General features: G+C 64.7%; 27 protein-coding genes and 2 pseudogenes. 11 read left to right on the top strand and 18 right to left on the bottom strand.

Features of this window, described 5'->3' with window-relative positions; genetic code table 11:
- Positions 1 to 2 precede the first annotated feature (2 nt).
- The 4 genes from AC1VON_RS26740 to ada form a co-directional block, all read right to left on the bottom strand.
- Positions 3 to 746, bottom strand: coding sequence for a 2OG-Fe(II) oxygenase (locus AC1VON_RS26740; protein ID WP_483125425.1), 744 nt, complete (start codon positions 744 to 746; stop codon positions 3 to 5).
- Complete coding sequence (locus AC1VON_RS26735) at positions 743 to 1,297, bottom strand: methylated-DNA--[protein]-cysteine S-methyltransferase (protein ID WP_483125424.1); 555 nt, start codon at positions 1,295 to 1,297, stop codon at positions 743 to 745. Before AC1VON_RS26735 ends, AC1VON_RS26740 begins: the two co-directional genes overlap by 4 nt.
- A 140-nt stretch (positions 1,298 to 1,437) precedes the next feature.
- A complete protein-coding gene (locus tag AC1VON_RS26730; RefSeq protein WP_246740967.1) occupies positions 1,438 to 1,647 on the bottom strand; it encodes a hypothetical protein in 210 nt (69 codons plus the stop codon).
- Between the two features lie 21 nt (positions 1,648 to 1,668).
- Positions 1,669 to 2,796, bottom strand: coding sequence for a bifunctional DNA-binding transcriptional regulator/O6-methylguanine-DNA methyltransferase Ada (gene ada, locus AC1VON_RS26725; protein WP_483125423.1), 1,128 nt, complete (start codon positions 2,794 to 2,796; stop codon positions 1,669 to 1,671).
- Between the two features lie 129 nt (positions 2,797 to 2,925).
- On the opposite strand from ada, the gene AC1VON_RS26720 reads away from it, so the two are divergent.
- Both AC1VON_RS26720 and AC1VON_RS26715 read left to right on the top strand, forming a co-directional pair.
- Positions 2,926 to 3,222: a type II toxin-antitoxin system HigB family toxin gene (locus tag AC1VON_RS26720; RefSeq protein ID WP_172349588.1), complete on the top strand. Its 297-nt coding sequence runs from the start codon at positions 2,926 to 2,928 to the stop codon at positions 3,220 to 3,222.
- Positions 3,222 to 3,620, top strand: a complete 399-nt coding sequence (locus tag AC1VON_RS26715) for a helix-turn-helix domain-containing protein (RefSeq protein WP_172349589.1) — start codon at positions 3,222 to 3,224, stop codon at positions 3,618 to 3,620. Before AC1VON_RS26720 ends, AC1VON_RS26715 begins: the two co-directional genes overlap by 1 nt.
- 17 nt (positions 3,621 to 3,637) lie before the next feature.
- Here AC1VON_RS26715 and AC1VON_RS26710 read toward each other — a convergent pair whose 3' ends face one another.
- Complete coding sequence (locus tag AC1VON_RS26710; RefSeq protein ID WP_483126419.1) at positions 3,638 to 3,814, bottom strand: hypothetical protein; 177 nt, start codon at positions 3,812 to 3,814, stop codon at positions 3,638 to 3,640.
- On the opposite strand from AC1VON_RS26710, the pseudogene AC1VON_RS26705 reads away from it, so the two are divergent.
- Positions 3,795 to 3,995: pseudogene (locus AC1VON_RS26705) on the top strand (hypothetical protein); the annotation flags it as partial. The gene AC1VON_RS26710 and the pseudogene AC1VON_RS26705 overlap by 20 nt on opposite strands.
- Positions 3,996 to 4,071: 76 nt before the next feature.
- Here the strand turns inward: AC1VON_RS26705 and AC1VON_RS26700 are convergent.
- The 3 genes from AC1VON_RS26700 to AC1VON_RS26690 form a co-directional block, all read right to left on the bottom strand.
- Entirely contained in the window at positions 4,072 to 5,142 is a 1,071-nt protein-coding gene (locus AC1VON_RS26700) for a phosphatase PAP2 family protein (RefSeq protein ID WP_483125422.1), read from the bottom strand.
- A gap of 293 nt (positions 5,143 to 5,435) precedes the next feature.
- Complete coding sequence (locus AC1VON_RS26695; RefSeq protein WP_483125421.1) at positions 5,436 to 6,125, bottom strand: gamma-glutamylcyclotransferase; 690 nt, start codon at positions 6,123 to 6,125, stop codon at positions 5,436 to 5,438.
- Between the two features lie 89 nt (positions 6,126 to 6,214).
- Positions 6,215 to 6,577 carry a nuclear transport factor 2 family protein gene (locus AC1VON_RS26690; protein ID WP_483125420.1) on the bottom strand — a complete coding sequence of 121 codons (363 nt, stop codon included), beginning with the start codon at positions 6,575 to 6,577 and terminating at the stop codon, positions 6,215 to 6,217.
- A gap of 61 nt (positions 6,578 to 6,638) precedes the next feature.
- Here AC1VON_RS26690 and AC1VON_RS26685 point away from each other — a divergent pair.
- Positions 6,639 to 6,839, top strand: a pseudogene (locus tag AC1VON_RS26685) (transposase); the annotation flags it as partial.
- Positions 6,840 to 7,069: 230 nt separating this feature from the next.
- On the top strand, positions 7,070 to 9,163 hold the full coding sequence (locus AC1VON_RS26680; protein ID WP_483125419.1) for an EAL domain-containing protein: 2,094 nt from the start codon (positions 7,070 to 7,072) through the stop codon (positions 9,161 to 9,163).
- A 15-nt stretch (positions 9,164 to 9,178) separates the two neighbouring features.
- Here AC1VON_RS26680 and AC1VON_RS26675 read toward each other — a convergent pair whose 3' ends face one another.
- Positions 9,179 to 9,373, bottom strand: coding sequence for a hypothetical protein (locus tag AC1VON_RS26675; RefSeq protein ID WP_483125418.1), 195 nt, complete (start codon positions 9,371 to 9,373; stop codon positions 9,179 to 9,181).
- 187 nt (positions 9,374 to 9,560) lie between these two features.
- Here AC1VON_RS26675 and AC1VON_RS26670 point away from each other — a divergent pair, with 187 nt between their 5' ends.
- Positions 9,561 to 10,280 carry a 3-keto-5-aminohexanoate cleavage protein gene (locus AC1VON_RS26670; RefSeq protein WP_483125417.1) on the top strand — a complete coding sequence of 240 codons (720 nt, stop codon included), beginning with the start codon at positions 9,561 to 9,563 and terminating at the stop codon, positions 10,278 to 10,280.
- A gap of 2 nt (positions 10,281 to 10,282) precedes the next feature.
- Here the strand turns inward: AC1VON_RS26670 and AC1VON_RS26665 are convergent, their stop codons facing one another.
- The 4 genes from AC1VON_RS26665 to AC1VON_RS26650 form a co-directional block, all read right to left on the bottom strand.
- On the bottom strand, positions 10,283 to 10,966 hold the full coding sequence (locus AC1VON_RS26665; RefSeq protein WP_483125416.1) for a YoaK family protein: 684 nt from the start codon (positions 10,964 to 10,966) through the stop codon (positions 10,283 to 10,285).
- Positions 10,967 to 11,087: 121 nt separating this feature from the next.
- Positions 11,088 to 12,188: a serine hydrolase domain-containing protein gene (locus AC1VON_RS26660; protein ID WP_483125415.1), complete on the bottom strand. Its 1,101-nt coding sequence runs from the start codon at positions 12,186 to 12,188 to the stop codon at positions 11,088 to 11,090.
- Positions 12,189 to 12,273: 85 nt separating this feature from the next.
- A complete protein-coding gene (locus AC1VON_RS26655) occupies positions 12,274 to 13,878 on the bottom strand; it encodes an ABC transporter substrate-binding protein (RefSeq protein WP_483125414.1) in 1,605 nt (534 codons plus the stop codon).
- A 49-nt stretch (positions 13,879 to 13,927) separates the two neighbouring features.
- The gene (locus AC1VON_RS26650) at positions 13,928 to 15,061 is read right to left on the bottom strand and encodes an NAD(P)/FAD-dependent oxidoreductase (protein ID WP_483125413.1); all 1,134 of its coding nucleotides are present in this window, start codon (positions 15,059 to 15,061) and stop codon (positions 13,928 to 13,930) included.
- A 135-nt stretch (positions 15,062 to 15,196) separates the two neighbouring features.
- On the opposite strand from AC1VON_RS26650, the gene AC1VON_RS26645 reads away from it, so the two are divergent.
- A complete protein-coding gene (locus AC1VON_RS26645; RefSeq protein ID WP_172349600.1) occupies positions 15,197 to 15,814 on the top strand; it encodes a helix-turn-helix domain-containing protein in 618 nt (205 codons plus the stop codon).
- A gap of 37 nt (positions 15,815 to 15,851) precedes the next feature.
- Here AC1VON_RS26645 and AC1VON_RS26640 read toward each other — a convergent pair whose 3' ends face one another.
- Entirely contained in the window at positions 15,852 to 16,979 is a 1,128-nt protein-coding gene (locus tag AC1VON_RS26640; protein WP_483125412.1) for an SEL1-like repeat protein, read from the bottom strand.
- 171 nt (positions 16,980 to 17,150) lie between these two features.
- A complete protein-coding gene (gene gcvA / locus AC1VON_RS26635; RefSeq protein WP_483125411.1) occupies positions 17,151 to 18,050 on the bottom strand; it encodes a transcriptional regulator GcvA in 900 nt (299 codons plus the stop codon).
- 127 nt (positions 18,051 to 18,177) lie between these two features.
- Here gcvA and AC1VON_RS26630 point away from each other — a divergent pair, with 127 nt between their 5' ends.
- Positions 18,178 to 18,882: an SDR family oxidoreductase gene (locus AC1VON_RS26630; RefSeq protein ID WP_483125410.1), complete on the top strand. Its 705-nt coding sequence runs from the start codon at positions 18,178 to 18,180 to the stop codon at positions 18,880 to 18,882.
- 124 nt (positions 18,883 to 19,006) lie between these two features.
- Positions 19,007 to 19,999 (top strand): adenosine deaminase, encoded by a 993-nt coding sequence (gene add / locus AC1VON_RS26625; protein ID WP_483125409.1) that lies wholly within the window; start codon positions 19,007 to 19,009, stop codon positions 19,997 to 19,999.
- A gap of 7 nt (positions 20,000 to 20,006) precedes the next feature.
- Here add and AC1VON_RS26620 read toward each other — a convergent pair whose 3' ends face one another.
- Positions 20,007 to 21,293, bottom strand: a complete 1,287-nt coding sequence (locus tag AC1VON_RS26620) for a cytochrome-c peroxidase (protein ID WP_483125408.1) — start codon at positions 21,291 to 21,293, stop codon at positions 20,007 to 20,009.
- Positions 21,294 to 21,491: 198 nt separating this feature from the next.
- Between AC1VON_RS26620 and AC1VON_RS26615 the strand changes: the two genes are divergently transcribed.
- Positions 21,492 to 23,021, top strand: coding sequence for an acid phosphatase (locus AC1VON_RS26615; RefSeq protein ID WP_172349606.1), 1,530 nt, complete (start codon positions 21,492 to 21,494; stop codon positions 23,019 to 23,021).
- A 54-nt stretch (positions 23,022 to 23,075) separates the two neighbouring features.
- Here AC1VON_RS26615 and AC1VON_RS26610 read toward each other — a convergent pair whose 3' ends face one another.
- Positions 23,076 to 23,672 (bottom strand): DUF922 domain-containing Zn-dependent protease, encoded by a 597-nt coding sequence (locus AC1VON_RS26610; protein ID WP_483125407.1) that lies wholly within the window; start codon positions 23,670 to 23,672, stop codon positions 23,076 to 23,078.
- 106 nt (positions 23,673 to 23,778) lie between these two features.
- On the opposite strand from AC1VON_RS26610, the gene AC1VON_RS26605 reads away from it, so the two are divergent.
- Entirely contained in the window at positions 23,779 to 24,276 is a 498-nt protein-coding gene (locus tag AC1VON_RS26605) for a hypothetical protein (RefSeq protein ID WP_483125406.1), read from the top strand.
- Between the two features lie 48 nt (positions 24,277 to 24,324).
- On the opposite strand, the gene pdxR is transcribed toward AC1VON_RS26605, so the two are convergent.
- Positions 24,325 to 25,767, bottom strand: coding sequence for a MocR-like pyridoxine biosynthesis transcription factor PdxR (pdxR, locus tag AC1VON_RS26600; protein ID WP_483125405.1), 1,443 nt, complete (start codon positions 25,765 to 25,767; stop codon positions 24,325 to 24,327).
- Positions 25,768 to 25,770: the final 3 nt, after the last annotated feature.

Below are 25,770 nucleotides of genomic sequence, written 5' to 3'. Positions count from 1 at the left end.
GCTCACTTGGCATCGTGAAAAATGATGCCGACCGTGTGGCGCATGCCCGAGTGCAGCCGGCTGACGCCGTGGCGCAGCTTGACGCGGTAGTTGCCCATGGTTCCCTGCACCGGCCTGTTGTGGACGGCGAAGGCCACCGCATCGCCCTGGCGCAACGGCACCACTTCGACGCGGCTCTGCATGCGCGGCCGCTGCTCGGTCAGCGCGAACTCGCCGCCGGTGAAATCCTCACCCGGTTCGGAGAGCAGGATCGCCACCTGCAGGGGGAAGGCGAGGTCGCCATAGAGGTCCTGGTGCAGGCAGTTGAAGTCGCCGGGCACGTATTGCAGCAGAAGCGGCGTCGGCCTGATCTGGCCGGCGGCATGGCACTGGTCCAGAAACGCGGCATGCGTGCCGGGATAGCGCAGGGCGATGCCCATGCGCTCGTTCCATCGGTTGGCGACCTCGGCCAGCCTTGGGTAGAGCGCGCCGCGCAGGCCGCCGATGAGGTCGGGCAAGGGATAGCGGAAGTAGCGGTATTCGCCCTTGCCGAAACCGTGCCTGGCCATGTGGACATGGCTGCGGAAATGCTGCTCCTGGGGGTAGAGGCCGGCGATCCGCCGGCACTCCTCGGGTGAGAGCAGCTTTTGCATCACCGCGCAGCCGAAGCCGTCGAGTTCGGCGGCAAGGGCCGGCCAGTCGTAGCCGGCGATGCGGGTCTCCGCGGCTTCGACCACGGATGTGGCAACCTTGGCATGGGCGTTCATATCGCGGCTTCCTTGTCCAGCAGCGCGCGCTTGCGCTCGATGCCCCAGCGGTAGCCCGACGGCGTGCCGTCGGCTCTGACAACACGATGGCAGGCAATGCCGAGCGCGATCGCGTTGGCGGCGCAGGCGATCGCCACGGCGCGGGCACCGTTCGGCTGGCCAAGGCGCCGGGCAAGGGCGGTGTAGGTGATGGTGGCACCGCACGGTATGGTGCGCAGCATCTCCCAGACCCGTTGCTGGAACGGCGTGCCGTGACGCATGTCGAGCGGTATGTCGAGGCCGGCGCGAGGTGTTTCGATGAAGCGCGCTATTGCCGCGAGATCGTCGCGCAAGGCGGCCTCGTCCTCGGCCAAGAGCTTGCCGGGGAAGCAACTGGCGAGATCCTGCTTCAATGCATCGGCGTCGGAGCCGATCAGGATGGCGCAGACGCCGAAGGGGCTGCGCGCCGCCAGGATGTGGCCGATCGCGGATTGGCCGGTGGCATAGGCGATGGTGTCGAGGGTGGCAGTGTTGCGGGCCGTCGCGGGTATGTGGGTTTGCATCAGGTTCATTGTCCTTACTCCTTCTGTGTGCCTGAACCCTAGCCGCGTGCCGGTGGGCGCTCACTCCGGTGCTTGCTTTCAAATTCAAATCCTGGCGTTCGAGGGACTAGCGATGCCAAGGTAAGCACGCCGTAGAGCGCTGAGTGTGCCTATGCCACACGCGTGACGGACACCTCGCCCAGCACGAGCACCTCGCCTGATGACAGCCGCAACTCGATCTCACCTGTCGCGGTGCGGCTCCACTCCGCCCTGCCGGTGTCGACCAGTTCGCCGATGGCGGCCAACACCAGCGACTTGGCGTCTTCTGGGCGGCTGACCGCGATCTGGCTGTTCGCGCCGGTGGTGGAGGACCTTGCCATCGCGCGCATCGCCGATCCTCGTCAGGCCCGCGAAGGCCGGTCGGCCCTGTCGGCGGCGGTCGCCGTCCCGTCCGCCTCGCGGTCGAGAAGCGCGCGCCGGCGCTCGGCACCCCAGGCATAGCCTGAGAGGGCGCCGTCCTTGCGGATCACGCGGTGGCAGGGAATCGCGACCGCGTGGGCGTTTGCGGCGCAGGCGCCGGCGACGGCGCGGGTTGCCTTGGGCGAACCGATGCGTTCGGCGATCTCGGCGTAGGAAACCGTGCTGCCGACCGGGATATCCCGCAAGGCCCGCCAGACGCGCTGCTGGAACGCGGTGCCGCGCACGTCGAGCGGCAGGTCGAGACCGAACTGTGGGGCCTCGACGAAGCCGACGGCGCGGGCGACCAGCGCCTCGTAGTCGCGGTCGCCGCCGATCAGCCGGGCCCTGGGGAAACGGTCCTGCAGGTCGCGGACCAGTGCATCCGGATCGTCGCCGAGCAGGATCGAGGCGACGCCCTTGTGGCTTGACGCGACCAGTATGGTGCCGAGCGAGGATTCACCAACGGCGAAGCGGATATCCTCGTTGGCGCCGCCGGCGCGGTAGCGCGTCGGCGTCATGCCGAGCATGCCGGTCGATTTTTCGTAGAAGCGCCCGCTCGAATTGAAGCCAGCGTCGTAGATCGCGGCCGTCACGCTGGCGCCGTCCTCCAACCCCTGGCGGAGCCGGGCGGCACGGTGCGCGGCGGCATAGTCCTTCGGCGTCAGCCCGGTGGTCGCCTTGAAGATGCGGTGGAAATAGCCGGCGCTGCGGCCGGCGGCATCGGCGAGTTCGGCGAGCGAGGGCTCTTCCTCGCATTGTTCGATCCTGCGGCAGGCATCGGCAACCATCGCGGCATTGCCGGCCTCGAGCGATCGACCATCCGGGTTGCAGCGCCGGCAGGCGCGAAAGCCGGTCGCCTTCGCCCGGGCCAGCGTGTCGTGCAGTTGCACATTGGCAGGGTTGGCCTGCCGCGACGGGCAGGAGGGCCGGCAATAGACGCCGGTCGTCGCCACGGAATACCAGAATTGCCCGTCCGCCAATTTGTCGCGCGCGACGATGCGCGCCCAACGCGGATCATCCGTGACCGGCAGCGGCGTGGATTTCAGATCTCTGGCCAGGGTGACGAACATGGCCGCATTGAAGCCTAGCGAAGCCGGGCTCGCCACCCGTTTCCTGCCAACTGTCAGGATGCCTCACGGGTCTTCCCAGATTGGGAAGATTCCTCTTGTTCCCAATTTGGGAAGTTGCTATATCGGGACATGCAGATCATCGCCAAGAAAGCGCTGAAGGATTTTTGGGCCAAACACAATCAGGCCGAAGCTCCTTTGACGGCTTGGTATGTGGCTGTCAGCAATGCTGACTGGAAGACTCCGACAGACATCAAAAACGCATTTGGAGCGACAGTCGATTTCGTGGGCGACAATCGCGTCATTTTCGACGTTGGCGGCAACAAGTACCGCTTGATTGTCCACGTCGCCTACAAGTTTCACCGCGTTCTGATCAAATTCGTCGGGACGCATCGAGAGTATGACAAGGTTGATCCGGAGAAGGTGTGATGGAGAATATTCGACCCATTAAGACCGAAGCCGATTATGATTGGGCGATTGCCGAAATCACCAAATATTTCGATAATGAGCCGGAGGTCGGCTCCCTCGATGGTGACCGCTTCGATGTCCTCGCAACGCTGATCGAGGCTTATGAGGACAAGCACTACCCGATCGAAGCGCCCGATCCCGTTGAAGCCATTCAGTCGCACATGCAACTGTTCAGCCTGTCGCGAAAGGCTCTGGCCGAGGTGATCGGATCATCGCCTCGGGCGACTGAGGTGCTGAACAGGAAGCGGGCTCTCACCCTGGATATGGTCTTCAAACTGAACAAGGAATGGAACATTCCTGCAGAAGTCCTCGTGCAACCCTACCATCTCGCAAATGACAGGGGCCGCAAGCGCGCCTAAGCCGCCGCCAGACCCTCCTACGCCGCGCGCTTGGGCTCGACCGCGAACGGGCTGAGCCCGAGCCAGGTCTGCATCTTCCTGCCGATGGCCTGGTCGTCGGTCAGGGAGACCTTTGCGCCGGCCTTCTCGACGGTCAGCAACCTCATCCAGATCGCCGTCATCGTGTGCAGGTCGGTGGCGGTCGAATACATCACCTAGAAGGGGCCGGCGTCGCTGGACGGACAGCTGTTCAACTTCAACAGCGCGCCCAACCGCTACGGCCTTGGTGAATTCCACGAGCTGCATGTCTGGGCCTGGAAGGGCAACCCGACCGGCACTTTCGCCGACATGAACCCGAAAGTGTCTTGCGAATACACGATGGCGCCGAGCCAGTAGCCAGCCAAGGCCAGGCGGCGCCGAGGCCGCCTGGCCGAAAGGCAGCGGGGCGGTTTGCCGGCGTCAGCCGGCTCGGTCATTGCGACACCGGTTCGGGCAGCGGCAGATCCATCCCAACGGTTTCCCGGCTCGCTTGCGGCAGGACGAAACGCCCCGTCAGGTACCAGATCGCGGACACGACAAGGATCGAAAGGTAGCCGTCCACGGCATAGTGCCAGCCGGTGTAGACCGAGCCGAACAGGATGAGTGCTGCAAAAGACCAGCCGGCGACGGCCCAGCGGCGGCCGAAACCGGTGAGGAAGAGAGCATTGAGCGTGGCGATGGCGACATGCATGCTGGGCATCGCGGTGATGCCGGTGCCCAACTGGGACCTGCCGTTGTCGTGTGCATCGAGCAGATAGTTGGCGGCGAACCTCACCGGCAAGGCATGCGGGTCCGCCAGCAACGCGGCCAGCACCCCGGCAAATCGGTCACCGCCGTAGAACCGGTCGTAGAATATCGGCCCGGTGGATGACAGCACGGTCGCAAGAACGGCGCCGCACGACATCATGGTGAGCGCGAACGCCCAAAAATAGCGGATGCGCCGGGCGGGATTGTTCCAGAAGGCGACGAAGAGCATGACGCCGAACCATTGCATGAACCACCAGGACATGTAGGCCTTGAAAACCAGCATGGAGGCGGGCTCTGAAACGATGCGGTGCGTCCATACCCAGGGATCGATGCCATGCAGCCAATGGTCGAGTTCTGCCAGCTTGGGATCGGCATAGTAAGGCACGACCTCCGGTATGGTGATCCTGAACGTCGTGAAAGCGGTGATGCCGAGAAAGAACAGCAGGACGACCCGCGCGGCCGCCAGGCCACGTTCCCTGAGCACCCGCACCATGAACCTTGTCGGCCTGGGCCTGCCATACATAAGGGCCGCCAGCCCGAGGCCAACCACCAGGAGCACCGGCAGCACACTGAGGAATGTCCCGAAATACTGTATGGACAGCCGCAGATAACGCTCCGGCCGCAGGCAAATCGCCGCCGCGATAGGGGTAAGGCAAAGGGCGGTCAGCAGCCAGCCGCTCCTGGTCACCGCGATGTCCACGTCGAAAACGGCAAGAGATCGGCGATCGCGGCCCTGTTGCCCGGTGTACGCACTCATTGAGGGACGTCCCGCCATCTGCCCAAAGCATTATTGATGGGTATTTCGCATATTGTGTATTACTATTCAGTTACACTTGGCAAAGGATAAAAATGGAAATATTAGACCTCTATAATTCTTCCTTTTTTATCAAGGAATCGTTGACGAAGATATCGTCGTGAAATGCATAAGTATTGACGATGTCGCGGGCCGCTTCCGAACACCCTGAACGGCTCCCAGCTTCAACCAAGGGGCCACCGCCCAGGCCGTGAAGTCATAAATACGGAAAAACCGACATGGGGTGGAAGCAGACTTCAGGGAAAGCGTCGACTGCGTTGACGAGCCTGGATTTCGGCGGCCATCAGCTTCTGGATTTGCCACAGGTTTCTGTCGCGGATTCCATGTTCTTCCAGCTTGCTGACGGTGTTGAACGCATACTGCGCCGCGGACCCCCAGTGCCCAGCCGCTTGAGAAAGCACACTGGCGACCTCCGATAGAGGCCTCTTGCCAGCGTAAGCGCCGCCACTGCGCAAAGCTATGAAGGCGAGAGCTTTGAAACGTCCTTCATCTGTTGAAACGTCTATCCATCGAGGCACATTCGTTGGAGGATTTGCATCGATCTCACGTTCAAGCAGCCGGACGATCTGCCCTTTCTTGTCGCCGGGTGGCAAGCGATACGCAATTCCCACGCAGGAGCCGCCGCGGTCGAGTGCCAGCATGAGGGCAGGAAGCTCGCGTGTGCCTCGCCATCTTGTCAGCTTCAGACAAAAGGATCGATGCCATCCGGCTGCGACGGCACGGCGTTGTTCGACCGCCTCAAACTCCGGGTTCCAGATCAAGGAACCATAGGCGAAAACCCACAGGTGCTCTGGATCGTGTTGAGCCAGCATTGCATCGGCCATCGACGCGAAATCGCCAGCAGTGTGTTCGGCGGTGCCAGCCTCGGGACCAGGATCTGGTTCCTTCCGCTCAATCAGTGCGATGAGTTCGGCCGTCAGGTGCATCGCGTTCCTCGGATCTCGATCTCAAGCCAATATGGAGATCGCGTTGCCGCCTCCGCTCATCGCAGCAATGATCGCAGATGAGGATCATCCTACGTGTGAAGGTGGTAGAGCTTGCTGACGATCTTCCACTCTCCGTCGATCTTGAGCAGGGAAAGATAGTCGGTGAACTTCATGCTCCCGAACTCGTCCTCAACCTTCACCGTGGCTGCGTCGACCGTGATGTCGAGCAACGAGACTTTCCAGTTGGGGCTGCTGTTCGGTGCCAAGCCCGCGCCCATCACCTCGCCCACATAGGCATCGACGCTCAGCCATTCGACCGCGCCTTGGTAGTTGCCGATGATTGATGCTGATGCGTGAAACGCCGCTCGCAGCTTCTGTTCGTCGGCAGCGGACATGGCCAGGACGTAGGCCTCAACCACAGCATTGATTTGGCTTTCTTCGGTTTGCGTCATCAAGGATAGCCCCAAGCTTTCCCCAAAATCATAGCCCAATCAAAGAGCATTCGCCACTTCCACCGATCTCGAATGGCGCGCGATCGAGCCGCTGTTGCCTAACAAGCCGCGAGGAGTGCCGTGCGTAGACGGCCGCCGGGTGCTGAACGGCATCTTCTGGGTGCTGCGATCGGGTGCGCCCTGGCGCGATCTGCCAGAGTGATACGGCCCCTGTACCACTTGCTACAATCGCTTCGTCCGATGGCGGAAGGCAGGTGTGTGGGGCGACTACGAAAAGCCGAGGCTCGAAAGGCGCGAAAAGCTGTCCAGCGTGACGGCGGCCAGTGGCGTGTCAACGGTCGAGATAAATTGACGGGCCGCCCGTTGCGGCAAGCAGCGTGGACGCCTTGACGGGCCGCTGACCTTCCAGACATGGCAATCCGCCCCTCCGGTAACTGTTTCTTCTCTGGTTTTGGCGCAGATTGCCCTTGGGTGGGGCAAGCGAAACAGACTATGGCGCGTCCGGGCAAGAAAAGTCGCAATGGAGCGTTCTGGGCCAAGGCCCTGGAACGCGCCCATCTTGGCGTCTGGGACTGGGATCTTCGCAGCGGCGACTGCTTCTATTCGGCGACCTGGGCGCGAATGCTGGGTTACGGGGAAGATGAACTCGCCAACGCCAGCGACCTGTGGCTGCAACTCACCCATCCCGAAGATCGCGAGCGGGCGCTGGCCAGTGGCGACCGCCACATCGCCGGGCTGACCGATATCATCGAGACCGAACTCAGGCTGAAGCACAAGCAGGGGCACTGGGTGTGGGTGCTCGATCGCGGTGGTATCGTCGAGCGCGGCACGGACGGGCGGCCGCTGCGGCTGATGGGCGTGCAGACCGACATCTCGAAGCAGAAGGCTGCCGAAGCCGCGCTCGAACAAGTCACGATGCGCTTCCGGCTGGCGCTCGCCGCCAGCGGCACCGGCATCTGGCACTACGACATCGCCACCCACAGGAGCTATTGGGACGCCCGCACCAGGGCCATATTCGGCGTCACCGCGGATGCCGACGAGGTGCCCGCCGACCTCTGGCACAGCTTTCTGCACCCTGACGACAAGGAAGCCACCGAGCGCGCGCACCAGCCGATACCCGGATCGGACGGCGTCACCGCCTCGCAATACCGCATCATCAAGCGCGACGGCGAGATCCGCCATATCGAATCGCTGGTGCGTTTCGTCGCCGCCGCGGGCGCTGCCGGCCAGGTCCTCGGCACGGTGCGCGACATCACCGAGGACAAGCTGCGCGAGCAGGAGCTTGCCTTCGCCGCGCGTCACGACGCGCTGACAGGCCTGTGGAACCGCGCCGCCTTCGACAGGCTGCTTGCCGACCATATCGCCACGGGCATGCCGCTGGCGGTGTTCTACGTCGATCTCGACTACTTCAAGGCGCTCAACGACTTCGCCGGCCACGCCGCCGGCGATCTCGCGCTGAAGAGCGTGGCGGCGGGCATCGGCCGCTGCCTGCCGCCATCGGCGCATGCGGCGCGGCTGGGCGGCGACGAGTTCGCCCTGCTGGTGCCCCATTGCGACACCGCGCAGGCCGAGCGGCTGGCCGGCGCCATCCTGGCGGCCGTGCGCGGCGCCGATCTCGGCCTCGCCGTGACCTCGCGCCGGCTTGCGGCGAGCATCGGCATCGCGATCGTCGATGACCGAGCCACCACGGTTGCCGACGCGCTGGCCTGCGCCGACGATGCTTGCTACGCGGCCAAGGCCGCCGGGCGCGACCGTTTCGCGGTGTTCTCGGCCGAGGCCGCTTCGGGCGGCCTCAACGCGGCACGGCTCGCCGCCGACACGGTCGAAGCCATGGAGGACGGCCGGCTGAAACTGTTCGGCCAGGAGATCCACCGGCTGGGCCGGCCCTGGCAGGAAAGCCGCCATGTCGAGGTGCTGGCGCGGCTTGCCGGGCGCGGCGGCAAGCTGATCCCGCCCAGCGAATTCATACCGGCGGCCGAGCGCTTCGGCATTGCCGCCAGGCTCGATCGCTGGATCATCCGCACCGCGCTCTCGCGGTACGGCGCGGCCATGAAGTCCGGCGCGATCACGCTCGGCTTCAACCTCTCGGCGCAGACGCTGAGCGACCCGGGGCTGTGGGACTTCGTCGACAGCATCATCGAGCAAACCGGGGCGCCGCATTCCGGCATCGGATTCGAGATCACCGAAACCGCCGCCGTCACCAATTTCGACGCCGCCGAGGCGTTCGTGCGCAAGGCGCGCGAGCGGCGCTGCAAGGTCAGCCTCGACGATTTCGGCGCCGGCATGAGTTCGTTCGAATATCTCAGGCGTTTTCCGGTCGATGCCATCAAGATCGATGGTTCCTTCATCGAGCACATCGCCGAGAGCCGCTTCGACCGCGAGATCGTCTTGGCCATATCAGGCATTGCCCGCAGCGTCGGCTGCGCCGTCGTGGCCGAGAAGATCGAGCAGGTGGAGACGCTCGGCATCCTGCAGGCAATGGGCGTCGATTTCGGCCAGGGCTTCCTGCTGCACCGGCCCGAACCGCTGGAGCAGATCGTGGCACGTGTGGCCGGGCCGGCAAGCGCTGCCCGCAAGGCATCCTGATGCTTGTCGCTTATATCAACTCGGTTGCCGCATCGTCGCCTGAGCAAAGTCCAGCACTCCGGTCTCGGGCCGCCTGTGCTGGGCCTCCGCCACCGTCTCGATGAGGAGGTCGAGGGCCTCGCATGTCGAGCGGCTCGTCTCGTCATTGCCGCGCAGATAGTGATAGGCGCGTTCGAGATGGATGCGGGCGGCTGAAAAATCACTGGTCAATGGTCCCTCCATGATCTCGCCCTAATTTATCTTGGCTCGCCCGCCGGAACGCTGGGTAAATATCCACAGGCGTTTTTTAATCAAATGCCGCCGGACCTTGCCGCGCTGTCAGGAGAGACACCGCGCAACTCTTTGCCTTGCCTGGCCGCACGGCTAGACTGTGACTTCCTCGCCCGAGGTGACATTCATGATCGTCCAGGCCTGCATCAACGGCGCGCGTCCGCGCGATTTCCACCCGAGGCTGCCGCTCGACGTGCAGGCCATGGCAAGCGATGCCGCGGCCTGCGTCGCCGCCGGCGCCGGCGAACTGCACATCCATCCGCGCGGCGCCGAGGGCCGCGAAAGCCTGGCCGCCGTCGACGCGACGGTGCTGGCGGTGCGCCGGGCTTGCCCGGGCACGCTTGTCGGTGTGTCGACCGGCGCCTGGATCGAGAACGATGTCGGGGTGACCCGCGCGGCGATCGCCGGCTGGCGCGAGCTGCCCGACTACGCCTCTGTCAATCTGTCGGAAGCCGACGCGCCCGCCGTGATGGAGCTGTTGCGCCAGCGCGGCGTCGGCATCGAGGCCGGGCTTGCCACGACGGAGGATGCCGAGCGCTTCGTGGCGCTTGCCGACCGCAACCGGGTGCTGCGCGTCCTGATCGAGATCGACATACAGGACCTGCCGGCAGGGCTCGACGAGGCTCGAGGCATCGGCGCCGTGCTCGAACGCGCCGAAATGCGGCGGCCGATCCTGCTGCATGGCGTCGACGCCACGGTCTGGCCGTTCGTGGAGCTCGCGCGCCAAAAGCGCTGGTCGACGCGGGTCGGGCTGGAAGACGGCAAGACGCTGGCCGATGGAACGGTGGCGAAGGACAATGCCGAAATCGTTGCGGCGGCGGTGGCGATTTTCTCGTCGCGGGGCTGATCCTATTGCCTCGTCTCGTCCGGCGCCGCGAGCCGCAGCACCAGCGCTGCCAGCGCGATCACCGGCGGAACGACGAAGCACCAGACATTGACGAAGGCGAAGCCGAGGGCGGCTGCCGCGCAGCCGGCGGCGAACACGGCGACCGCCGCCGCCATGCGCCGCAGGCGGGCAACAAGCGCCGGACGGGTCTCCGGCGCCGGGACGCCGATGAGGTCGGCGAGGTCGATCATGATCTGGGTGGTGGTGCCGGTCATCAGCGTCGAGGGCGGGGCTGCCGCCAGATGGACCCGATGCACGGCGTTCTGGATCGCCATGGCGGCGACCAGCACCATGCCGGTGAGGATCGCGGCCGCGCTGTCGCCACTGGCGAAGGGGCCAAAGCGGATCGCCAGGGCGGCCCCGACGACAAGCAGCGCCAGTTTGGTTCCCAATAGCGGCCCGAGCGCCGGCCGGCCATGCCGGCGCAGATGTTCGCCGGCCAGCCGGGTCAGGATGACGACGATGCAGAACACCGGCAGCGCCAGGAGCTTTGCCAGCACACCCGAAATGCCGAGCACCAGCGAGGCGCCCAGGGTGACGAAGTTCCCCGTCACATGCGCGGTGAACAGGCCCTGCAGCGCCAGGAAGCCCGCCGTGTCGACATAACCGCCATTGAGGCTCAACAGCAGCGGCAGAGTGGGCTTCATGGCGGCATCTCGCGTCCGGGAATCAGGCAGCGTCTCATATCCCTGCGCGGCATGCCAGTTGCGAGCGCACCAACCGTAACGATCGCGGCATCACGTCTTTCTTCGCGATCGCGTGCTCAGCTTACTCGAGAATGATCCGGATCGCTTGATCGACCACTGGATGGAGGCCGCTGGCCTGGAAGGAGAGGCGGTTGCCGGAGCCGACATTGCTGGTCATGGCGATGGTGAGATCCGTTTCCGGGTCATGCAGCATGACGGCGACATAGCCAGGAATGCTGCCCTGGTGGCCGTAGAAGGCGCGGTCGGCATAGGCGCTCTGGAACATGCCGGCGCCGGTTTCGCGCATGCGTGTGCCGGGAAAGCTCGCCGGCACGCGGTGTTCGAACATCTCCGCGAAGAAGGGCGGCGACAGCAGCCCGCCGGAAAACAGGCCGCGCATGAAGCCCACCATGTCGGACGGGGTCGACACCATGTCGCCGCAGCCATAGGCGGCGCCGAAGGGGAAGGAATCGGAGGAATCCTGCAAGGCGTCGGAATAGGGCAGAACACCGTCCATGCGCCACATCTCGCCGCCCGAGGCGATGTCGGTGGGTGCGTTCGACGCCGGCGGCGGCCGGTGGTAATAGCCGCGCACCATCGATTTTTCCGGAAAGGCTTCGGTCGCCGGCGACCAGGTGTTTTTCAGGCCGAGCGGCTGCAGGATCGCGCTTCTGACATAGGCGCCCAGCGACTGGCCGGTGACGGCCTCGATCACCATGCCGGCCAGCACATAGCCGGTGTTGTTGTAGACGGCCGGACCGCCCGGGGCCTTCTGCTTGTCGGAGGCGAAGGCGATATCGACCAGCTGCTGCGGCGTCCACCGCCGGCTTGGGTCCATCGGAATGTAATATTCGAATTCCGGCAGCCCGCTGCGATGGTTGATCAGCTGGCGCACCGAAATATCCCTAGCGCCTGGCAGGTCCGGGAACCAGATGGAGATCGGCGCGCCGAGATCGAGCTTGCCGGTCTCGGCGAGCTTGACCAGTGCAGCCGCGACGAAGGTCTTGGTGCAACTGCCGATCTTGAACAGTTGGTCCGATGTGACGCCGGCCCCGCTTTGCCGGTCGGAAAGCCCTGATGCGAGGGCGGTCGGTGTCGCGCCGTTTCGCGCATAGGCCAGCGAGGCGCCTACCGCGCCATCGGCGAGGTAACTGTCGAGGAGGGCGTTCAAATTTTCACGCATCGATTCTGCTTTCGCCGCTAAATTGCTGGTTTCATGGATGTCGTGGTCCATCCTGCCGAAGGATGGACCACGAGGAGCCGAGCCCTCACTCCGCTATATCGACCGCGGCGAAATTCTGCCGGCCGAAGGGGTCGAGCACGTAGTTGAGCACGCTCTTGCGGATCGGGATCGCCACCATGGAATGAGCGATCGGGGCCACCGGCACTTCCGCCTTCAGGATGGCCTGCGCCTTGCCGTAGATCGCGGCGCGTTCCTTCGGGTCGGCGGCGACGCGGCCTTCGTTCAGCAGCTTCTCGAAATCCTTGTCGCACCAGCGCGAGCGGTTGGAGCCGCCCTTCACGCCGTCACAGGACAAGAGGTAGCTCAGCATGTTGTCGGGATCGCCATTGTCGCTGCTGCCGCCGAGCAGGAAGGTGTCCTGCTCGCCCGCCGCGGTACGCTTGAGGTATTCGCCCCATTCGAAGCTGACGATCTCCGACTGGACACCAACCTTGGCCCAGTCGGCCTGGATCATCTCGGCCATGCGCTTGGCGTTGGGATTGTAGGGACGCGACACCGGCATCGCCCACAGGCTGATCTTCAGCCCGCTTTCGTGCCCGGCTTCCTTCAGCAGCTGCTTGGCGCCGTCGGGATCATAGTCGATGCCGGCATCGGTGACGGCACCGAGCTGCGCCGGCGGCACGACGCTGCCGGCCACCGTGCCCGCGCCGGCATAGACGGCCTCGACGATCGCCTTGCGGTCGATGGCCTTGGCCAGCGCGGCGCGCACGCGCACATCGTTCAGCGGCTGGTGTTCGACATTGAAGCCGAGGATGCCGATGTTCTGGCCCTTGAGATCGAGCACCGTGATGTCGGGATCGGCGCGCAGGTCGGCCACCGCGCTTGGCGGCGGCGGGGCGGCGATCTGGCATTCATTGGCCTTGATGCGCTCGACGCGGGTGGTCGGCTCGGGCGTGATGGCGAAGACCAGCGTGTCGATCTTCGGCGCGCCGCGCCAGTAATCCTTGTTGGCGGTGTAGCGGACCTGGCTGTCGGGCACATAGGCCTCGAGCATGAACGGGCCGGTGCCCACCGGCTGGCTGTCGATCAGTTCCGGTGTGCCGGCAGCCACCATCTTCTCGGTCTGCTCCAGCGACAGGATCGAGAGATAGTCAAGCGCCAGCCCGGCCAGGAAGGTGACGTTGGCTGATGTCAGCGTGAAGCGCACCGTGTAGTCGTCGACCTTGTCGATCTTGTCGATGAGCGTGCCCATGCCCAGCGCGTTGAAGTACTCGTAAGTGCCGCCGCCGAGCTTGTGGTAGGGATTGTTGGCATCGCGCTGGCGGTTGAAGGTGTAGAGCACGTCGTCGGCGTTGAAATCACGCGTCGGGGTGAAATGCTCGTTCGACTGGAACTTCACGCCGTGGCGCAGGTGGAAGGTGTAGGTCTTGCCGTCCGGGGAGACATCCCAGCTCTCGGCCAGCGCCGGCCCGACCTCCGTCGTGCCCGGCTTGAATTCGACCAGCCGGTTGAAGATCGTCTTGGCGGCGGCGTCCATGGTGGAATCGGCGATGCCGATCGCCGGGTTGAAGGTCTCCGGATTGGCTTCGGAACAATAGACCAGCGTCTTGGCGTAGGCCTGCCCGCCGAGAAGGACGGACGAGGCCAGAAGGGTCGAGGCAAGCACTGCGCGCAGAACGGTGGATTTCATCGCAAACGCTCCTGATGACACTTTCGGGGTTGAGGGAAGGGCATGAACTTCATGGCGTTGCCGCCGGGACGAGGAAGCGGTCGGGCGCCAGCACCGCGGCGGTGACGCCGAGCGCCGTGACATCCGCCGGCAAGGGCTGGCCGCGCATCAGCGCCGAGCTCAGCCTGGCCAGCGTCAGCGACACCTGGAAGCCGTAGCCGCCCTGGCCGCCGAGCCAGAAGAAGCCGGGCAGGCGCGGGTCGAAGCCGGCGACCGGCGTGCGGTCGGGCGCGAAGGTGCGCAGGCCCGCCCACGGCGTCGAGGGCCGGCCGATGCGCATCGACGTTGCCTGCTCGATGCGGTCGACAGCGATGGCGATGTCGATGTCCTCGGGCCAGGCGTCGCAAGGCTCGGAGTCCGTTTCGTCGGCGAGCGAGCCGATCAGCCTGCCGGCATCGGGCTTGAAGTAGAATTGTTCGTGCAGATCGACCACCAGCGGCCAGCCGGAAATGTCGATGCCCGCGGGCGGGTCGAACAGGAAGGCGGTACGCCGTTTCGGCTGGAAGCCAAGGCCGGAGAGTCCGGCAAGGCCGGCGACGACATCGACCCAGGCGCCGGCGGCATTGACGACGATGTCGGCCCGATGCTCGCCGGCACTGGTGGTGATGCGGAAGCCGTCTCCAGCATGGGCGATCTCGCGGACTTCCTCGCCGGTGCGGATGATGCCGCCGCTGGCCTTCAGCGCCGAGGCGCTTGACCCCAGCATCTTGCCCGTGTCGACATCCATCGCGTCCGGCTCATAGACGCCGCCGCAGGTAGCCTCCGTGGCAATGACCGAAACCAGCGTGTGCAGTTCGGCCGCGGAGAGGCGGCGCACGCTCGGCACCAGCGCCCGCAATTCGCCGGCAAGCCGGTCTATCGCCGCGTCGTCGCCGCGCCAGCCGACATGCAGGGCGCCACGCCGGTGGGCGACGAACCCGCCCTCGACGATGGCCTGCCGGCTGGCCAGCGTCAGCCCGCGTACCACCCGGTTGCCATAGGTCTCGGTGAACAGGGCGGCGGAGCGGCCGCTGGCGTGGTAGCCCAGATGCGGCTCACGCTCGATGACGATGACATCAGCCCAGTCCCGCACGGCCGCCGCCAGCGACAGGCCGGCAATGCCACCACCGATGACGACGATTTTTTGGGGAGACTTCGACTGCATCCACCACTCGTAAAAATGTTTTCGTATCCAGTCAATATTTAGCGTATAAGAAAATTGTTGGTGTTGTTGATGGCGGTGGGGAGTTCGACTACCTAGAGCAAACGAGCGACGGGTGGCCGCGCCATGGAGCTGATGATGTCGGAGCAACCGAACCTCGGTGATTGTCTGCGTGCGCTGAGAAAGACGCATGGCTGGACCTTGCAGGAGGTCAGCACGCTCACCGGCGTCGCGGTGTCGACGCTGTCCAAGGTCGAGAACGACCAGATGTCGCTGAGCTACGACAAGCTCCTGCAGATCTGCGAGGGGCTCGGTATCCATGTGACGGAGTTGCTCAGCGGCGACCGCAAGCAGCCCGCGTCGCGCACCCGCCGCTCGGTGACGTCGCCAGCCAACACGCTGCGCCAGCTGACCCGCAACTACGACTATCGCTATCTTGCCACCGACCTGGTGCGCAAACGCATGGTGCCGATCCGCGCCTATGCGCGCGCCCGCACGCCGGAGGAGTTCGGCCCGCTGACCAGGCATGCCGGCGAGGAATTCCTGATCGTGCTCAAGGGCGAGATCGAACTGCACACCGACCAGTACGCGCCGGTGCGGCTCAAGGAGGGCGAGAGCGTCTACATCGATTCCACCATGGGCCACGCTTACCTCTCGGTGGGCGAGGGCGACGCCGAGATGCTGTGCGTGTGTTCCGGCGACGAGCCCGACATGGAAGGCACGCTGCTGAGCGTGCTGGAGACTGTGGAGGGGTAGGGGCGGGAAGGCTTAGTGAATTCACCGCCCCATTTGGCTAATGGAGGCGCTCGTCGTACTGATCGCTGCCGGCAATCCGCACCACTTGCGGGAAGATCCCGAAGAACATTCGAAGCCCTTGAAGCCGGGTACCAAAGTTCCCTCGGCCCTTGATCATCCGCATTGCAAGCGCGCGTTGCGCAAAAAGATGACCGGCATTGGCCGCCTTCAGCAGAAGCTCATTGCGCTCGCCCGCGTGGCGTTCCAGCTGCGGGTTCGTGTCCAGGACCCTGAACTGCCAGTAGAGTGAGGAGATCGGCTTGCTTGTCTCTGTCCGCAACCACTTCAGCGCCACCTCTGGACGGCCAGCCCGGAAGTTTGCGACCCCCGCGATGTTTGCGACCGCGTGCCGGCCACCTTCGTAAGCTGCCTCGTAATGCCGGACCGCCTGGCCAAAATTCTTGGCGACACCACAGGCACAGAAGTAGATATACCCTAGGCATTCGTGAGCCCATGCATCGCCTTCCTCGGCAAGCTTTTCGAAGACAGGTAAAGCCTCCGCATAGCGTTTTGCAGTCAGGAGGTTGTGAGCTTCACGTTGGTGCTGCCATTTGATCGAAGGCTTATGGTCCTGTGCCGCTGCTTTTCGCAACCACCGATCTGATTCTTCGTGTTCGCCCGCTGCCGCTAGAACCGATCCATAGTTGTATTGGCCGTCAGCGTCCCCCAATTCTGCCGACTTGGAGAACCAAAGGCGTGCTGCATCGAGATTGACGGGCACTCCGATCCCTTGCGAGAGCATGTAACCGAGCCAGGACATCGCGCTGGCATCACCTGCATCCGCCGCCTTCGCATACCACTGGTATGCCGTGGCCTTGTCCACGTCGACACCGCTGCCTCTGAAATAAATGTTGCCGATCCAGCCCATGGCCTCCGCGTCGTCTGCTTCCGCGGCTTTCAAAAACCATTCAAGCGCCGCCGCGGTGTCGACCGCTACACCTTTGCCTTTCAGATAGACATATCCGACCCATGTCATCGCCGGCGCCGAGCCGGACTCCGCAAGCTTTTTGAATAGGGGTACAGCGTCGGCCTCATCCCCGGACCGGTAGAGGGCTTTGGCCGCCTCCAACTCCGGGTCCAACTGGACGGAGTGCGAGTTGTGATTGGCAGTAGCGTCTTCGTCCATTGACAGAAACAGTCCTGATCCTGGTCCGTTCTGCCAAATATATGTATTCCGAAAATGGGACGTTAGACGTCTCAACTCAAATCGAAGACATGCCTACATTCTGGTAAACGTGCGTTCTTCGTTGCTTCATAGGCAAGCGGCTTGACGTCTCCAACGGGTGCGGCGTCATCGTCAAGACAACGCCCGTTCCCCCGCATCGAGCAGCCATTGCCGCACGGCCTGTGTCGGTTCGGGATGGCGCTGTTTTCTCGGCATCACGACATAAAAATCCTGCGTGCCGCGCATTTCGCCACGCACGGGCTGGACCAGCCGGCCGGCGGCGAGGTCGGCGGCCACGAGGAAGCGGCTGGCCAGAGCGATGCCCTGGCCGGCGATGGCCGCGTCGATGGCGAGCCCGGTCTGGTTGAAGCGCATGCGTTTCAACTCGGTCGTCATCTTCAGGCCGACCGCCTTTTCCATGAATTCCGGCCACAGATTGTGCGCGTCGTGCAGCAGGACGTGATGCTGGATTTCGGCCGCCGCGATTTCGATTGTGCCGGCCGGCAGCAGGGCCGGACTGCAGACCGCGATGATCTGCTGGGGGAACAACAGGTCGACGATCAGGCCGGGGCCGAAGGGGGCGCGGCCTTGCCGCACCGCGATGTCGACGCCGTCGGCCTGGAAGCTCGACAGGCTCTCGCTGGCCAGCACGCGCAGGTCGACCAGCGGATTGTCCGCCATGAAGTCCTGCAGCCTGGGGATCAGCCATTTGGTGGCGAAGCTCGGGGTCACGCTGATCGTCAGCCGCGCCGGTTCGGGGCGCAGAAGCAAGGTTGCCTCCGAGATCAGGTCGAAGGCGCGGCGAATGTTGGGCACATAGGCGCGGCCCTCATCGGTCAGCGCCAGGCCGCGCGGCAGCCGTTCGAACAGTTTCGTGCCGAGATCGGCCTCCAGCCCGCGAATGTGCTGGGCCACCGCCCCTTGCGTGACGTTCAGCTCCTCGGCGGCGATGCGAAAGTTGAGATGGCGTGCCGAGGCCTCGAAGGCGCGCAGCGCATTCAGTGGCGGCAGGCGCAGGAAGGCTTCTGGCATGCAGGAGTTTTTCTACTGGTTGATTTCAGGCATTCTGGTTCGAACCGATCGGAAAAACCAGCTATATCGGCGCTCAGATCCCGAAAATACCGTTTGCGGCTCCTGCCAACCCGAAGAGGAAAATCCAATGAGTGTAGAAAAAGTGGCCGTGGTCGTGGCCGGCGGCAGCGGCATGGGTGCGGCGGCGGCCAAGCGGCTGGCGGCGGATGGGTTCAAGGTCGCCATCCTGTCCTCGTCGGGCAAGGGCGAGGCGCTGGCCAAGGAATTGGGCGGGCTCGGCGTCACCGGCTCGAACCAGTCGAATGAGGATCTGCAGCGCCTCGCCGACCTGACGCTGGAGCGTTTTGGCCGCATCGACGTGCTGGTCAACAGCGGCGGCCACGGCCCGCGCGCGCCGATCCTGGAGATCACGGACGAGCAATGGCACACCGGCATGGATGTCTATCTGCTCAACGTGATCAGGCCGGTGCGCATCGTGGCGCCGCAAATGGTCAAGCAGAAGGGTGGCGCCATCATCAACATCTCGACCGCCTGGGTCGCCGAGCCGAACGCGATGTTCCCGACCTCGGCCGTGTTCCGCGCCGGTCTTGCCGCCTACACCAAGATCTTCGCCAACACCTACGCGGCCGACAATGTACGCATGAACAATGTGCTGCCCGGCTGGATCGACAGCCTGCCGGCCACCGAGGAGCGCCGAGACAACGTGCCGATGCGGCGCTATGGCACATCGGAGGAGATCGCCGCGACCATCGCCTTCCTGGCCTCCGAAGGCGCCGGCTATATCACCGGCCAGAACATCCGGGTGGATGGCGGTGTCATCAGGGCGCTGTGAGGCGCCTGCCTGGATCCAGGCAGGCGCCAATCTCGCGGCCCATGCGCAGTACTTTCAATCATTTCTTGAAACCAGCAGCGATCGTTTCATGGTTTGATGGCGCCGGCCAAGAGGGGAGGCGTCATTGACCGACTTCATAGGACTGCCGAAAGCCGAAGTGCACATCCATATCGAGGGCTGCTTCGAGGCCGACGATGTGGTCAGGAACTGCGAGGAAGCCGGCATTCCGCTGCGCGCGCCGCGCGACAGGCTCTTCGAAGCCCATGACCTCGAGAGCTTCCTCGAGATGCTCGACTGGTTGTGCGGGACATTCCGCACACGCGAACAGCTCGCCACCACGGCCTACAAGTTCGCGCAGCGCATGGGCCGAAGCGGCGTGCGCTACGCCGACGTCATCGTCAACCCGACGCATTGGCCGCATTGGCACAAAGACGTTCCGGGGATGATCGACGCGTTCGATGCGGGCTTCGCGGCCGCCGAACAGGATGGGCACCCGCCGGCCGGGCTTTGCGTCAGCCTGCTTCGCACGCAATCGGCGGCGGAAGCGATCGAGCTGGTGGAGTTGCTGAGCGACATCAGGCACAGCCGCGTCGTCGCCTTGTCGATCGACGGAAACGAGGCGGCCGCCGGTCGCACCGGTCCACGCTTCGCCGAGGCGTTTCGCCGCGCCGGCGCGGCGGGTTTGCGGCGGACGGTTCACGCCGGCGAGTCGAGCGGGCCGGAAGGTGTTCGCGACGCAATCGAACTGCTGGGTGCCGACCGCATCGACCACGGTGTGCGGGCGATCGAGGAACCGGACCTTGTCGACTTGCTGGCGCAAAGGCAGATTCCGCTCGGCATCTGTCCGGTCTCCAATCTGGCGCTCGGCGTTTATCCCTCGCTTGCGCAACATCCGCTCGACGCCCTGCGCAAGGCCGGTGTCCCGGTCTCGATCAACACCGACGATCCGGCGCTGCTCGACACCACGCTTGAAGCATCCTACGCCGCTTGCGCCGAGGCCTTTGCCTGGGACGAGGAAACCATTCGCCAGCTCGCCGCGACGTCGGTGCGGGCGAGCTACGCCGACCCCGCGCTGAAGGCACGGATCCTGGCCGATCTGGCGGCTTGGCGAAGCTAGCAGGGGTTCAGTTCGCAGGCACCGTCCCGGCCTGCTGATCCGCGTCCGTCAGCGTCTGCAGGAACGCGACAATGTCGTCGATCTCGGCGTCGTTGAGCGCCGGCTTGTCGCCGGGCTTTTTGCCGTTGAAGGGCGGGTCCTGATTCAAGTTCGGCCAGTAAGCCTTTGGCAGATCATCATATTGCCGGACCGTGCCATCGGCATTTCTGGGGTACCAATGGCCGGGATCGGTATCGCGGCTGGCGTAGAAGGCGACCGCGTCGCGCAGCGTGTGGAAGGCGCCGTTGTGGAAGAAGCTCTTGCGCAGCGCGACGTTGCGCAGGGTCGGCGTCTTGAACAGGCCGCAGTATTCGGACCGGCCGTGAAAATCGGTGCGCAGCGGGCCGCACAGGCCGAGATCGACATAGGCCGCATCGGCATTGGCGGGGATCGCCGCATTGCGCGGCACGGCGATGGCGATCAGGCCGAAATCGGTGAATTGCGGCGGCTCGCCGTCATTGGCGGGTTCGCTGAGGTGACAGCTGGCGCAATTGCCCTTGGCCTCGTCCTCGAACAGCGCGCGGCCTCGCAACTCCCGCGCCGTCAGATGCGCCTTGCCGGCAAGGAAGGCGTCGTAGCGGCTGGAATAGGGATAGAAATCAGGCGCGCTCTGCTCGAACGTGCCGAGCGCTTCGGCGGCGGCGTCGAAGGCATCGCCCGGGTGGTCGAACACGTCGTCGCCGAAGGCGGCCTTGAACTCGCCGGCATAGGCGGCCTTGCGCAAGGCTGATGTGACGGCGGCCCCGTCCTTGTTGGCCATCTCGAAGGGCGAGAGCAGGGGGATTTTCGCCTGGTCCTTGCCATGGTCGGCCCGGCCGTCCCAGGTCAGGCCGCCGGTCGGGCCATTGTCGACGCTCTCGTCCCCCTCGTCCTCGGAATCGTAGAAATGCTCGGTGAAGGCGGGCGCCGCCTGCAGATAGCGCAGCGACGGCACGGCGCGCACGCCTGGTTGGTCGAGGTTCGGACCGCCCATCTCGACCGGCGCGGCCGTGGCCGGGCCGAAGGCGTGATGCGGGTCATGGCAGGACGAACAGGCCTGCCTGCCCGAGGCGGACAGCGCCGGATCGAAGAACATTTTTCGGCCAAGCGCGGTCAGCGCCCGCGCCCGCGCGAAAGCATCGGCGCGCGACAGCGGGCCGGGATGGATGCTGCCGGTTCCGGCGCGAACAAGGGTTGCCGGCAAAGTGATGGCAAAGCCGAACAACGATGCGGCAGCGGCCGCGATCATCAGGCGTCTGCCTCGTCCCGTCGTCATCGCTTCCAGGTCCATTTCATTCCGCAGTAGGTTCGCACTGCAACGGATTGATGACTGCTCCCGCTCTTCACGAAACCGTGTTCGCGGGCGAGGCAAGTGTCACAAAGGTGACAAGGCATCGACGTAGCTCTTTGCGTGCGCGGCCACCGGCCATGCACGACGCCTCTAGCCATCCCCCCTAGCCATGAGGACTCCTTAATGCGGCCCTTCAATTCGCTTTTCCTGGCCTCCACCGCCCTGGCATCGTTTGCTAGTGCTGCCAACGCCGCGCCTCCCGGCTACGACAAGATCGATACGGTCGTCGTCATCTATGCCGAAAACCGCAGCTTCGATAATCTCTATGGCGGCTTCCCCGGCGCCAATGGGCTGGCCAATGTCTCGGCCGACCAGGCGCGCCAGCTCGATCGCGACGGCAAGCCGCTCGCCGAATTGCCGCCGGCCTGGGGCGGACTGACCGCCAAGGGCGTGACGCCTGTTGTGACCGAGGCGCAGTCGGCGCATCTCAGCAACGCCAGCTTCGCCATCGACGACGCCAACGGCTTCAACGAGAAGGCCTCCGTCGTCACGCGCGACCTCTGGCACCGCTTCTACCAGGAGCAGATGCAGATCGACGGCGGCAAGAATGACAAGTTCGCCGCCTGGGCCGATTCCGGCGGTCTCGTCATGGGCCATTATGACGGTTCCGGCCTGCCGATGTGGGCGGTGGCGAAGAAATACGTGCTGGCCGACAATTTCTTCCAGGGCGCCTTTGGCGGCTCCTTCCTCAACCATTTCCAGCTCGCCTGCGCCTGCGCCCCGGTCTATCCCAATGCCGATACCAGCCCGGTGAAGGGACAGATCGCCGTCGTCGAGGCCGATGGCAAGACGCTGAAGGTGGCCGACAACTCGCCGCCCTCCGCCCTTGGCGGCGTGCCGAAATTCGTCAATGACGGTGCCATCACGCCCGACTTCTATGCCGTCAACACCATGCAGCCGCCTTACCAGCCGAGTGCCAACAAGCCCGTCGAAGGTGGCGACAAGGCGCTGGCCGATCCGGCGCAGCCGACGACGCTGCCGCCGCAGCACGACATCACCATCGGCGACCTCCTTTCGCTGCGGGGGATCGACTGGGCCTGGTATGCCGGCGCCTGGCAGGCAACGCTCGACGGCAAGAATGCGACGCCGGTGCCGAACTTCCAGTTCCACCACCAGCCGTTCAACTATTTCGCCGCCTATGCGCCGGGCACCGCCGCGCGCACCGCGCATCTCAGGGATGGCGGTCTGGACGGCTCCGAATTCATCAAGGCGATCGATGACGGCAAGCTGCCTTCTGTCAGCTTCTACAAGCCGCAAGGCAATCTCAACGAGCACAGCGGTTATGCCGATGTGACATCGGGCGACCAGCATCTGGCCGACCTCGTCGCGCATCTGGAGAAGAGCCCGCAATGGAGCCACATGCTGGTGGTCGTCACCTATGACGAGAATGGCGGCTTCTGGGATCATGTCGCGCCGCCCAAGGCCGACCGCTGGGGACCGGGCAACCGCGTCCCGGCCTTCATCATCTCGCCCTACGCGAAGATGGGCACGGTCGACCACACGCAATATGACACGACGTCGATCCTGCGCTTCATCACCGCGCGCTACGACCTGCCGGTGCTTTCAGGCATAGTCGCCCGCGACAAGGCGCTGCGCAACAACGACCAGCCGCCGATGGGCGATTTGTCAGCCGCGCTTGATCTCAGCCGCTAGGGCAGAGGCAGGTCAGAAATCCGCCGCCGCGTCGTCAAGGCGCTGCGGTTCGTTTCAAGGACCGCTCACCAAGGCTAATACAAGCTTCTGCAGATTGCCGCCCTGACCGAACTCGACACGGTCGAAATCCCGGCTGCCCTGTATCCTCGCCTTCGAGATCGCGTCGAGCCGCTTGACCACCTCGGCCCTGGTCTTGCTGCATTTGGGGTCATCGGAGACGGTCAGGCCGTCTGTCGCGGCTTCGATGTCATGCACCATTTTTATCATGCTGGCGCCATGCACCTTCTCATGGGCGCTGACGCCGGCGATGAACACCTCCCAGGTCTTCTGGACGGCCGGCGGCAGCGGCGCGGAAGGGCTTGGCAAGGTGTAGGTGATGATCAGTTTCGGCTTGCCCGCCGTCAGCACGCAATCCTTGCCCCGGGGCTTGTAGTCCCTGACCCCCCAGGTCAGCTTGAAATTGGTGTAGGCGATGGCGCGGGCAATGCCGACATTGGGTCCGTTCTCGCCGATCGACCGGTAGAGCTCCAGCCCGGACTGGCCCGAAATGGCGTAGGTCTCGACCTTCTCGACCGGCTTCCATTCGGCATGGGCGGTGGGCGGCAAGGCCACCAGGGCGGCCAGCAGAAGATACAGGCGAACTTTCGACACAACGCTCTCCAAACCGATCCCGAACGTACGTGCCGCAACGGGCAATGCCACGGGATCGCTTTTCCTATATGCTGCCCGCGGGTGCTGCAATTGTCAGGGGGAATTCATGAAAGCTGGATATCTCGTCGTCGCCGGTGCCGTGGCGGTCTTGCAGGCCGCGCAGCCGGCCGTTGCCGCGTCGTGCGGCGGCTGGAGCGCGAAGATGGAGGAAGACGAGGGCGGCAAGGTGCTGACAGCCTCGGTCTGCGGCGGACCGAAGGGCGATGCGTATCTGATGCTGACCTGTTTCGACACGCCGGTGCTGAGCTACGATCTGGGCGCCAGCGGCCAGCAGACGGAGCCCGGAATCAGCGGCGCGTTCGACTTCAAGGCCGACGGCAAGACGGTGACCAAGACGCTGCAGCTCGAGGAAATGTACAATTATTTCGTGGTCAATCTGGCCAAGGCCGATCCGCTGCTCGACCTGTTGCGTTCGAAGGGTGATGTCTCGGTCAGCTCAGCCAAATATGGCGCGATCAGCTTTCCCCTGAAGGGCTCGAGCGGGGCTATCGGCAAGGTGCTGGCGCAGTGTGGCAAGGCCAAGCCCGCGGACGACGGGGATTAAGGGCGGTACCCGCGCCTTCCTCAGAGTTGATGACGATGGGAGGGGATGCTACCGCATCACCCCGCCCAGCCGCATCGTCGCTCCCATCAACTCCTCATCCGAAAACCCGGAAAACCCCAGCACCAGCCCGTGCTTCGGCGCCCCGTCGATGAACATCGCGGACAGCGCCCGCGCGCCGACGCCCACCGCTTTTGCGGCTTCGACGATCGCGGTGTCCGGGCCTGAGCCCTGCAGCGTCGCCATCAGATGCAGTCCCTGTTCGGGCACGGACACCTCGAGCGTATCGCCGCAATGCGACTCTAGCCCCGCGACCAGCACGTCGCGCGCGGCTTGCACCCGGCGGCGCACGCGCCTGAGATGCGCGGCGAAGTGGCCTTCGTTCAACAGGTCGGTCAGCGCGCCTTCGGCCAGTGTCGAAGGGTAGCGGTCGGAGCGCGCCCTGACCGCCATCACGGCATCGAGCAGCGGCTCCGGCACCACGACATAGCCGATGCGCAGGCCGGGGAAGAGCACTTTGGAGAAGGTGCCGAGATAGGCGACGCGGTTCGCGCCATCCATGCCTTGCAGCGAGGTCAGCGGCGGGCCGGCATAGCGGAACTCGCTGTCGTAATCGTCCTCGATGATCCAGGCATCGTTGCGCCGCGCCCAGTCGAGCAGGGCAAGGCGGCGCTGCATTGTCATCGTCACGCCGAGCGGATATTGGTGCGAGGGCGTGACATAGGCCGCGCGCGCCTTTGGACAGAGGCTTTCGCCGATCCCGGGATCGAGCCCTTCGCTGTCCACCGGCACGGCGACAATCCTGGCGCCGCTGCCGGCCAGCACGGCGTGCGCCATGGGATAGCAGGGATTTTCCAGCCAGACGGCGTCGCCGGGGCGAAGTGCCGCGCGCGCCAGGAGGTCGAGCCCCTGTTGCGTGCCCGAGGTCAGCACGATCTGGCCGGCGTCGCAGCGCACGCCGCGCGCGGTCCTCAGATAGGTTGATATCGCGGTGCGCAGCGCGATGCCGCCACGCGGATCGCCATAGCGGAAATGTTCGGGGCCGGGGCGGGCGAGGTGGCGCGACAGCAGGATGCGGAACAGGTTGAGCGTGCGCGGGTCGGACACCGCGACGCCAAGGCCGCAAGGCAACGACGTGGCGGCATCGATCTCGGGCGGACGGGGCTTTGACAGTGTTGTCGGCAGATACGGTACATCGCGCGCGACGAAAGTGCCGGCGCCGACCTTGGCGACGGCAAAACCTTCCGAGATCAGCATTTCGAAACAGGCGACCGCCGCCGAGCGCGACAGGCCGAAGCGCCGGGCGAGGTCGCGGGTGGTCGGCAGCTTGGCGCCGGCGGCCAGCGCGCCGGTCTCGATCAGCCGCCTGAGCGCCGCGTAAAGCTCGCGGCTGCGCGGGCCGCCGCCGGGCAGAACCGGGATCAGCGCCGACCAATCCGGCGGATTGGTCTGAATTTTATCACCTTGATTGGTTCTTTTATCGACCAATGCCATGGT

Source organism: Mesorhizobium sp. HAY1-8B (genome assembly GCF_056868045.1).
The sequence above is the reverse complement of the archived record's forward strand: the minus strand, read 5'-3'. Positions and strand labels throughout refer to the sequence as shown.

Bases quoted from the DNA above. Each gene is read 5' to 3' on its own strand.
- AC1VON_RS26740 (WP_483125425.1), bottom strand. From the start codon at position 746: ATGAACGCCCATGCCAAGGTTGCCACATCCGTGGTCGAAGCCGCGGAG.
- AC1VON_RS26735 (WP_483125424.1), bottom strand. From the start codon at position 1,297: ATGAACCTGATGCAAACCCACATACCCGCGACGGCCCGCAACACTGCC.
- AC1VON_RS26730 (WP_246740967.1), bottom strand. From the start codon at position 1,647: ATGGCAAGGTCCTCCACCACCGGCGCGAACAGCCAGATCGCGGTCAGC.
- ada (WP_483125423.1), bottom strand. From the start codon at position 2,796: ATGTTCGTCACCCTGGCCAGAGATCTGAAATCCACGCCGCTGCCGGTC.
- AC1VON_RS26720 (WP_172349588.1), top strand. From the start codon at position 2,926: ATGCAGATCATCGCCAAGAAAGCGCTGAAGGATTTTTGGGCCAAACAC.
- AC1VON_RS26715 (WP_172349589.1), top strand. From the start codon at position 3,222: ATGGAGAATATTCGACCCATTAAGACCGAAGCCGATTATGATTGGGCG.
- AC1VON_RS26700 (WP_483125422.1), bottom strand. From the start codon at position 5,142: ATGAGTGCGTACACCGGGCAACAGGGCCGCGATCGCCGATCTCTTGCC.
- AC1VON_RS26695 (WP_483125421.1), bottom strand. From the start codon at position 6,125: ATGCACCTGACGGCCGAACTCATCGCACTGATTGAGCGGAAGGAACCA.
- AC1VON_RS26690 (WP_483125420.1), bottom strand. From the start codon at position 6,577: ATGACGCAAACCGAAGAAAGCCAAATCAATGCTGTGGTTGAGGCCTAC.
- AC1VON_RS26680 (WP_483125419.1), top strand. From the start codon at position 7,070: ATGGCGCGTCCGGGCAAGAAAAGTCGCAATGGAGCGTTCTGGGCCAAG.
- AC1VON_RS26670 (WP_483125417.1), top strand. From the start codon at position 9,561: ATGATCGTCCAGGCCTGCATCAACGGCGCGCGTCCGCGCGATTTCCAC.
- AC1VON_RS26665 (WP_483125416.1), bottom strand. From the start codon at position 10,966: ATGAAGCCCACTCTGCCGCTGCTGTTGAGCCTCAATGGCGGTTATGTC.
- AC1VON_RS26660 (WP_483125415.1), bottom strand. From the start codon at position 12,188: ATGCGTGAAAATTTGAACGCCCTCCTCGACAGTTACCTCGCCGATGGC.
- AC1VON_RS26655 (WP_483125414.1), bottom strand. From the start codon at position 13,878: ATGAAATCCACCGTTCTGCGCGCAGTGCTTGCCTCGACCCTTCTGGCC.
- AC1VON_RS26650 (WP_483125413.1), bottom strand. From the start codon at position 15,061: ATGCAGTCGAAGTCTCCCCAAAAAATCGTCGTCATCGGTGGTGGCATT.
- AC1VON_RS26645 (WP_172349600.1), top strand. From the start codon at position 15,197: ATGTCGGAGCAACCGAACCTCGGTGATTGTCTGCGTGCGCTGAGAAAG.
- AC1VON_RS26640 (WP_483125412.1), bottom strand. From the start codon at position 16,979: ATGGACGAAGACGCTACTGCCAATCACAACTCGCACTCCGTCCAGTTG.
- gcvA (WP_483125411.1), bottom strand. From the start codon at position 18,050: ATGCCAGAAGCCTTCCTGCGCCTGCCGCCACTGAATGCGCTGCGCGCC.
- AC1VON_RS26630 (WP_483125410.1), top strand. From the start codon at position 18,178: ATGAGTGTAGAAAAAGTGGCCGTGGTCGTGGCCGGCGGCAGCGGCATG.
- AC1VON_RS26620 (WP_483125408.1), bottom strand. From the start codon at position 21,293: ATGACGACGGGACGAGGCAGACGCCTGATGATCGCGGCCGCTGCCGCA.
- AC1VON_RS26615 (WP_172349606.1), top strand. From the start codon at position 21,492: ATGCGGCCCTTCAATTCGCTTTTCCTGGCCTCCACCGCCCTGGCATCG.
- AC1VON_RS26605 (WP_483125406.1), top strand. From the start codon at position 23,779: ATGAAAGCTGGATATCTCGTCGTCGCCGGTGCCGTGGCGGTCTTGCAG.
- pdxR (WP_483125405.1), bottom strand. From the start codon at position 25,767: ATGGCATTGGTCGATAAAAGAACCAATCAAGGTGATAAAATTCAGACC.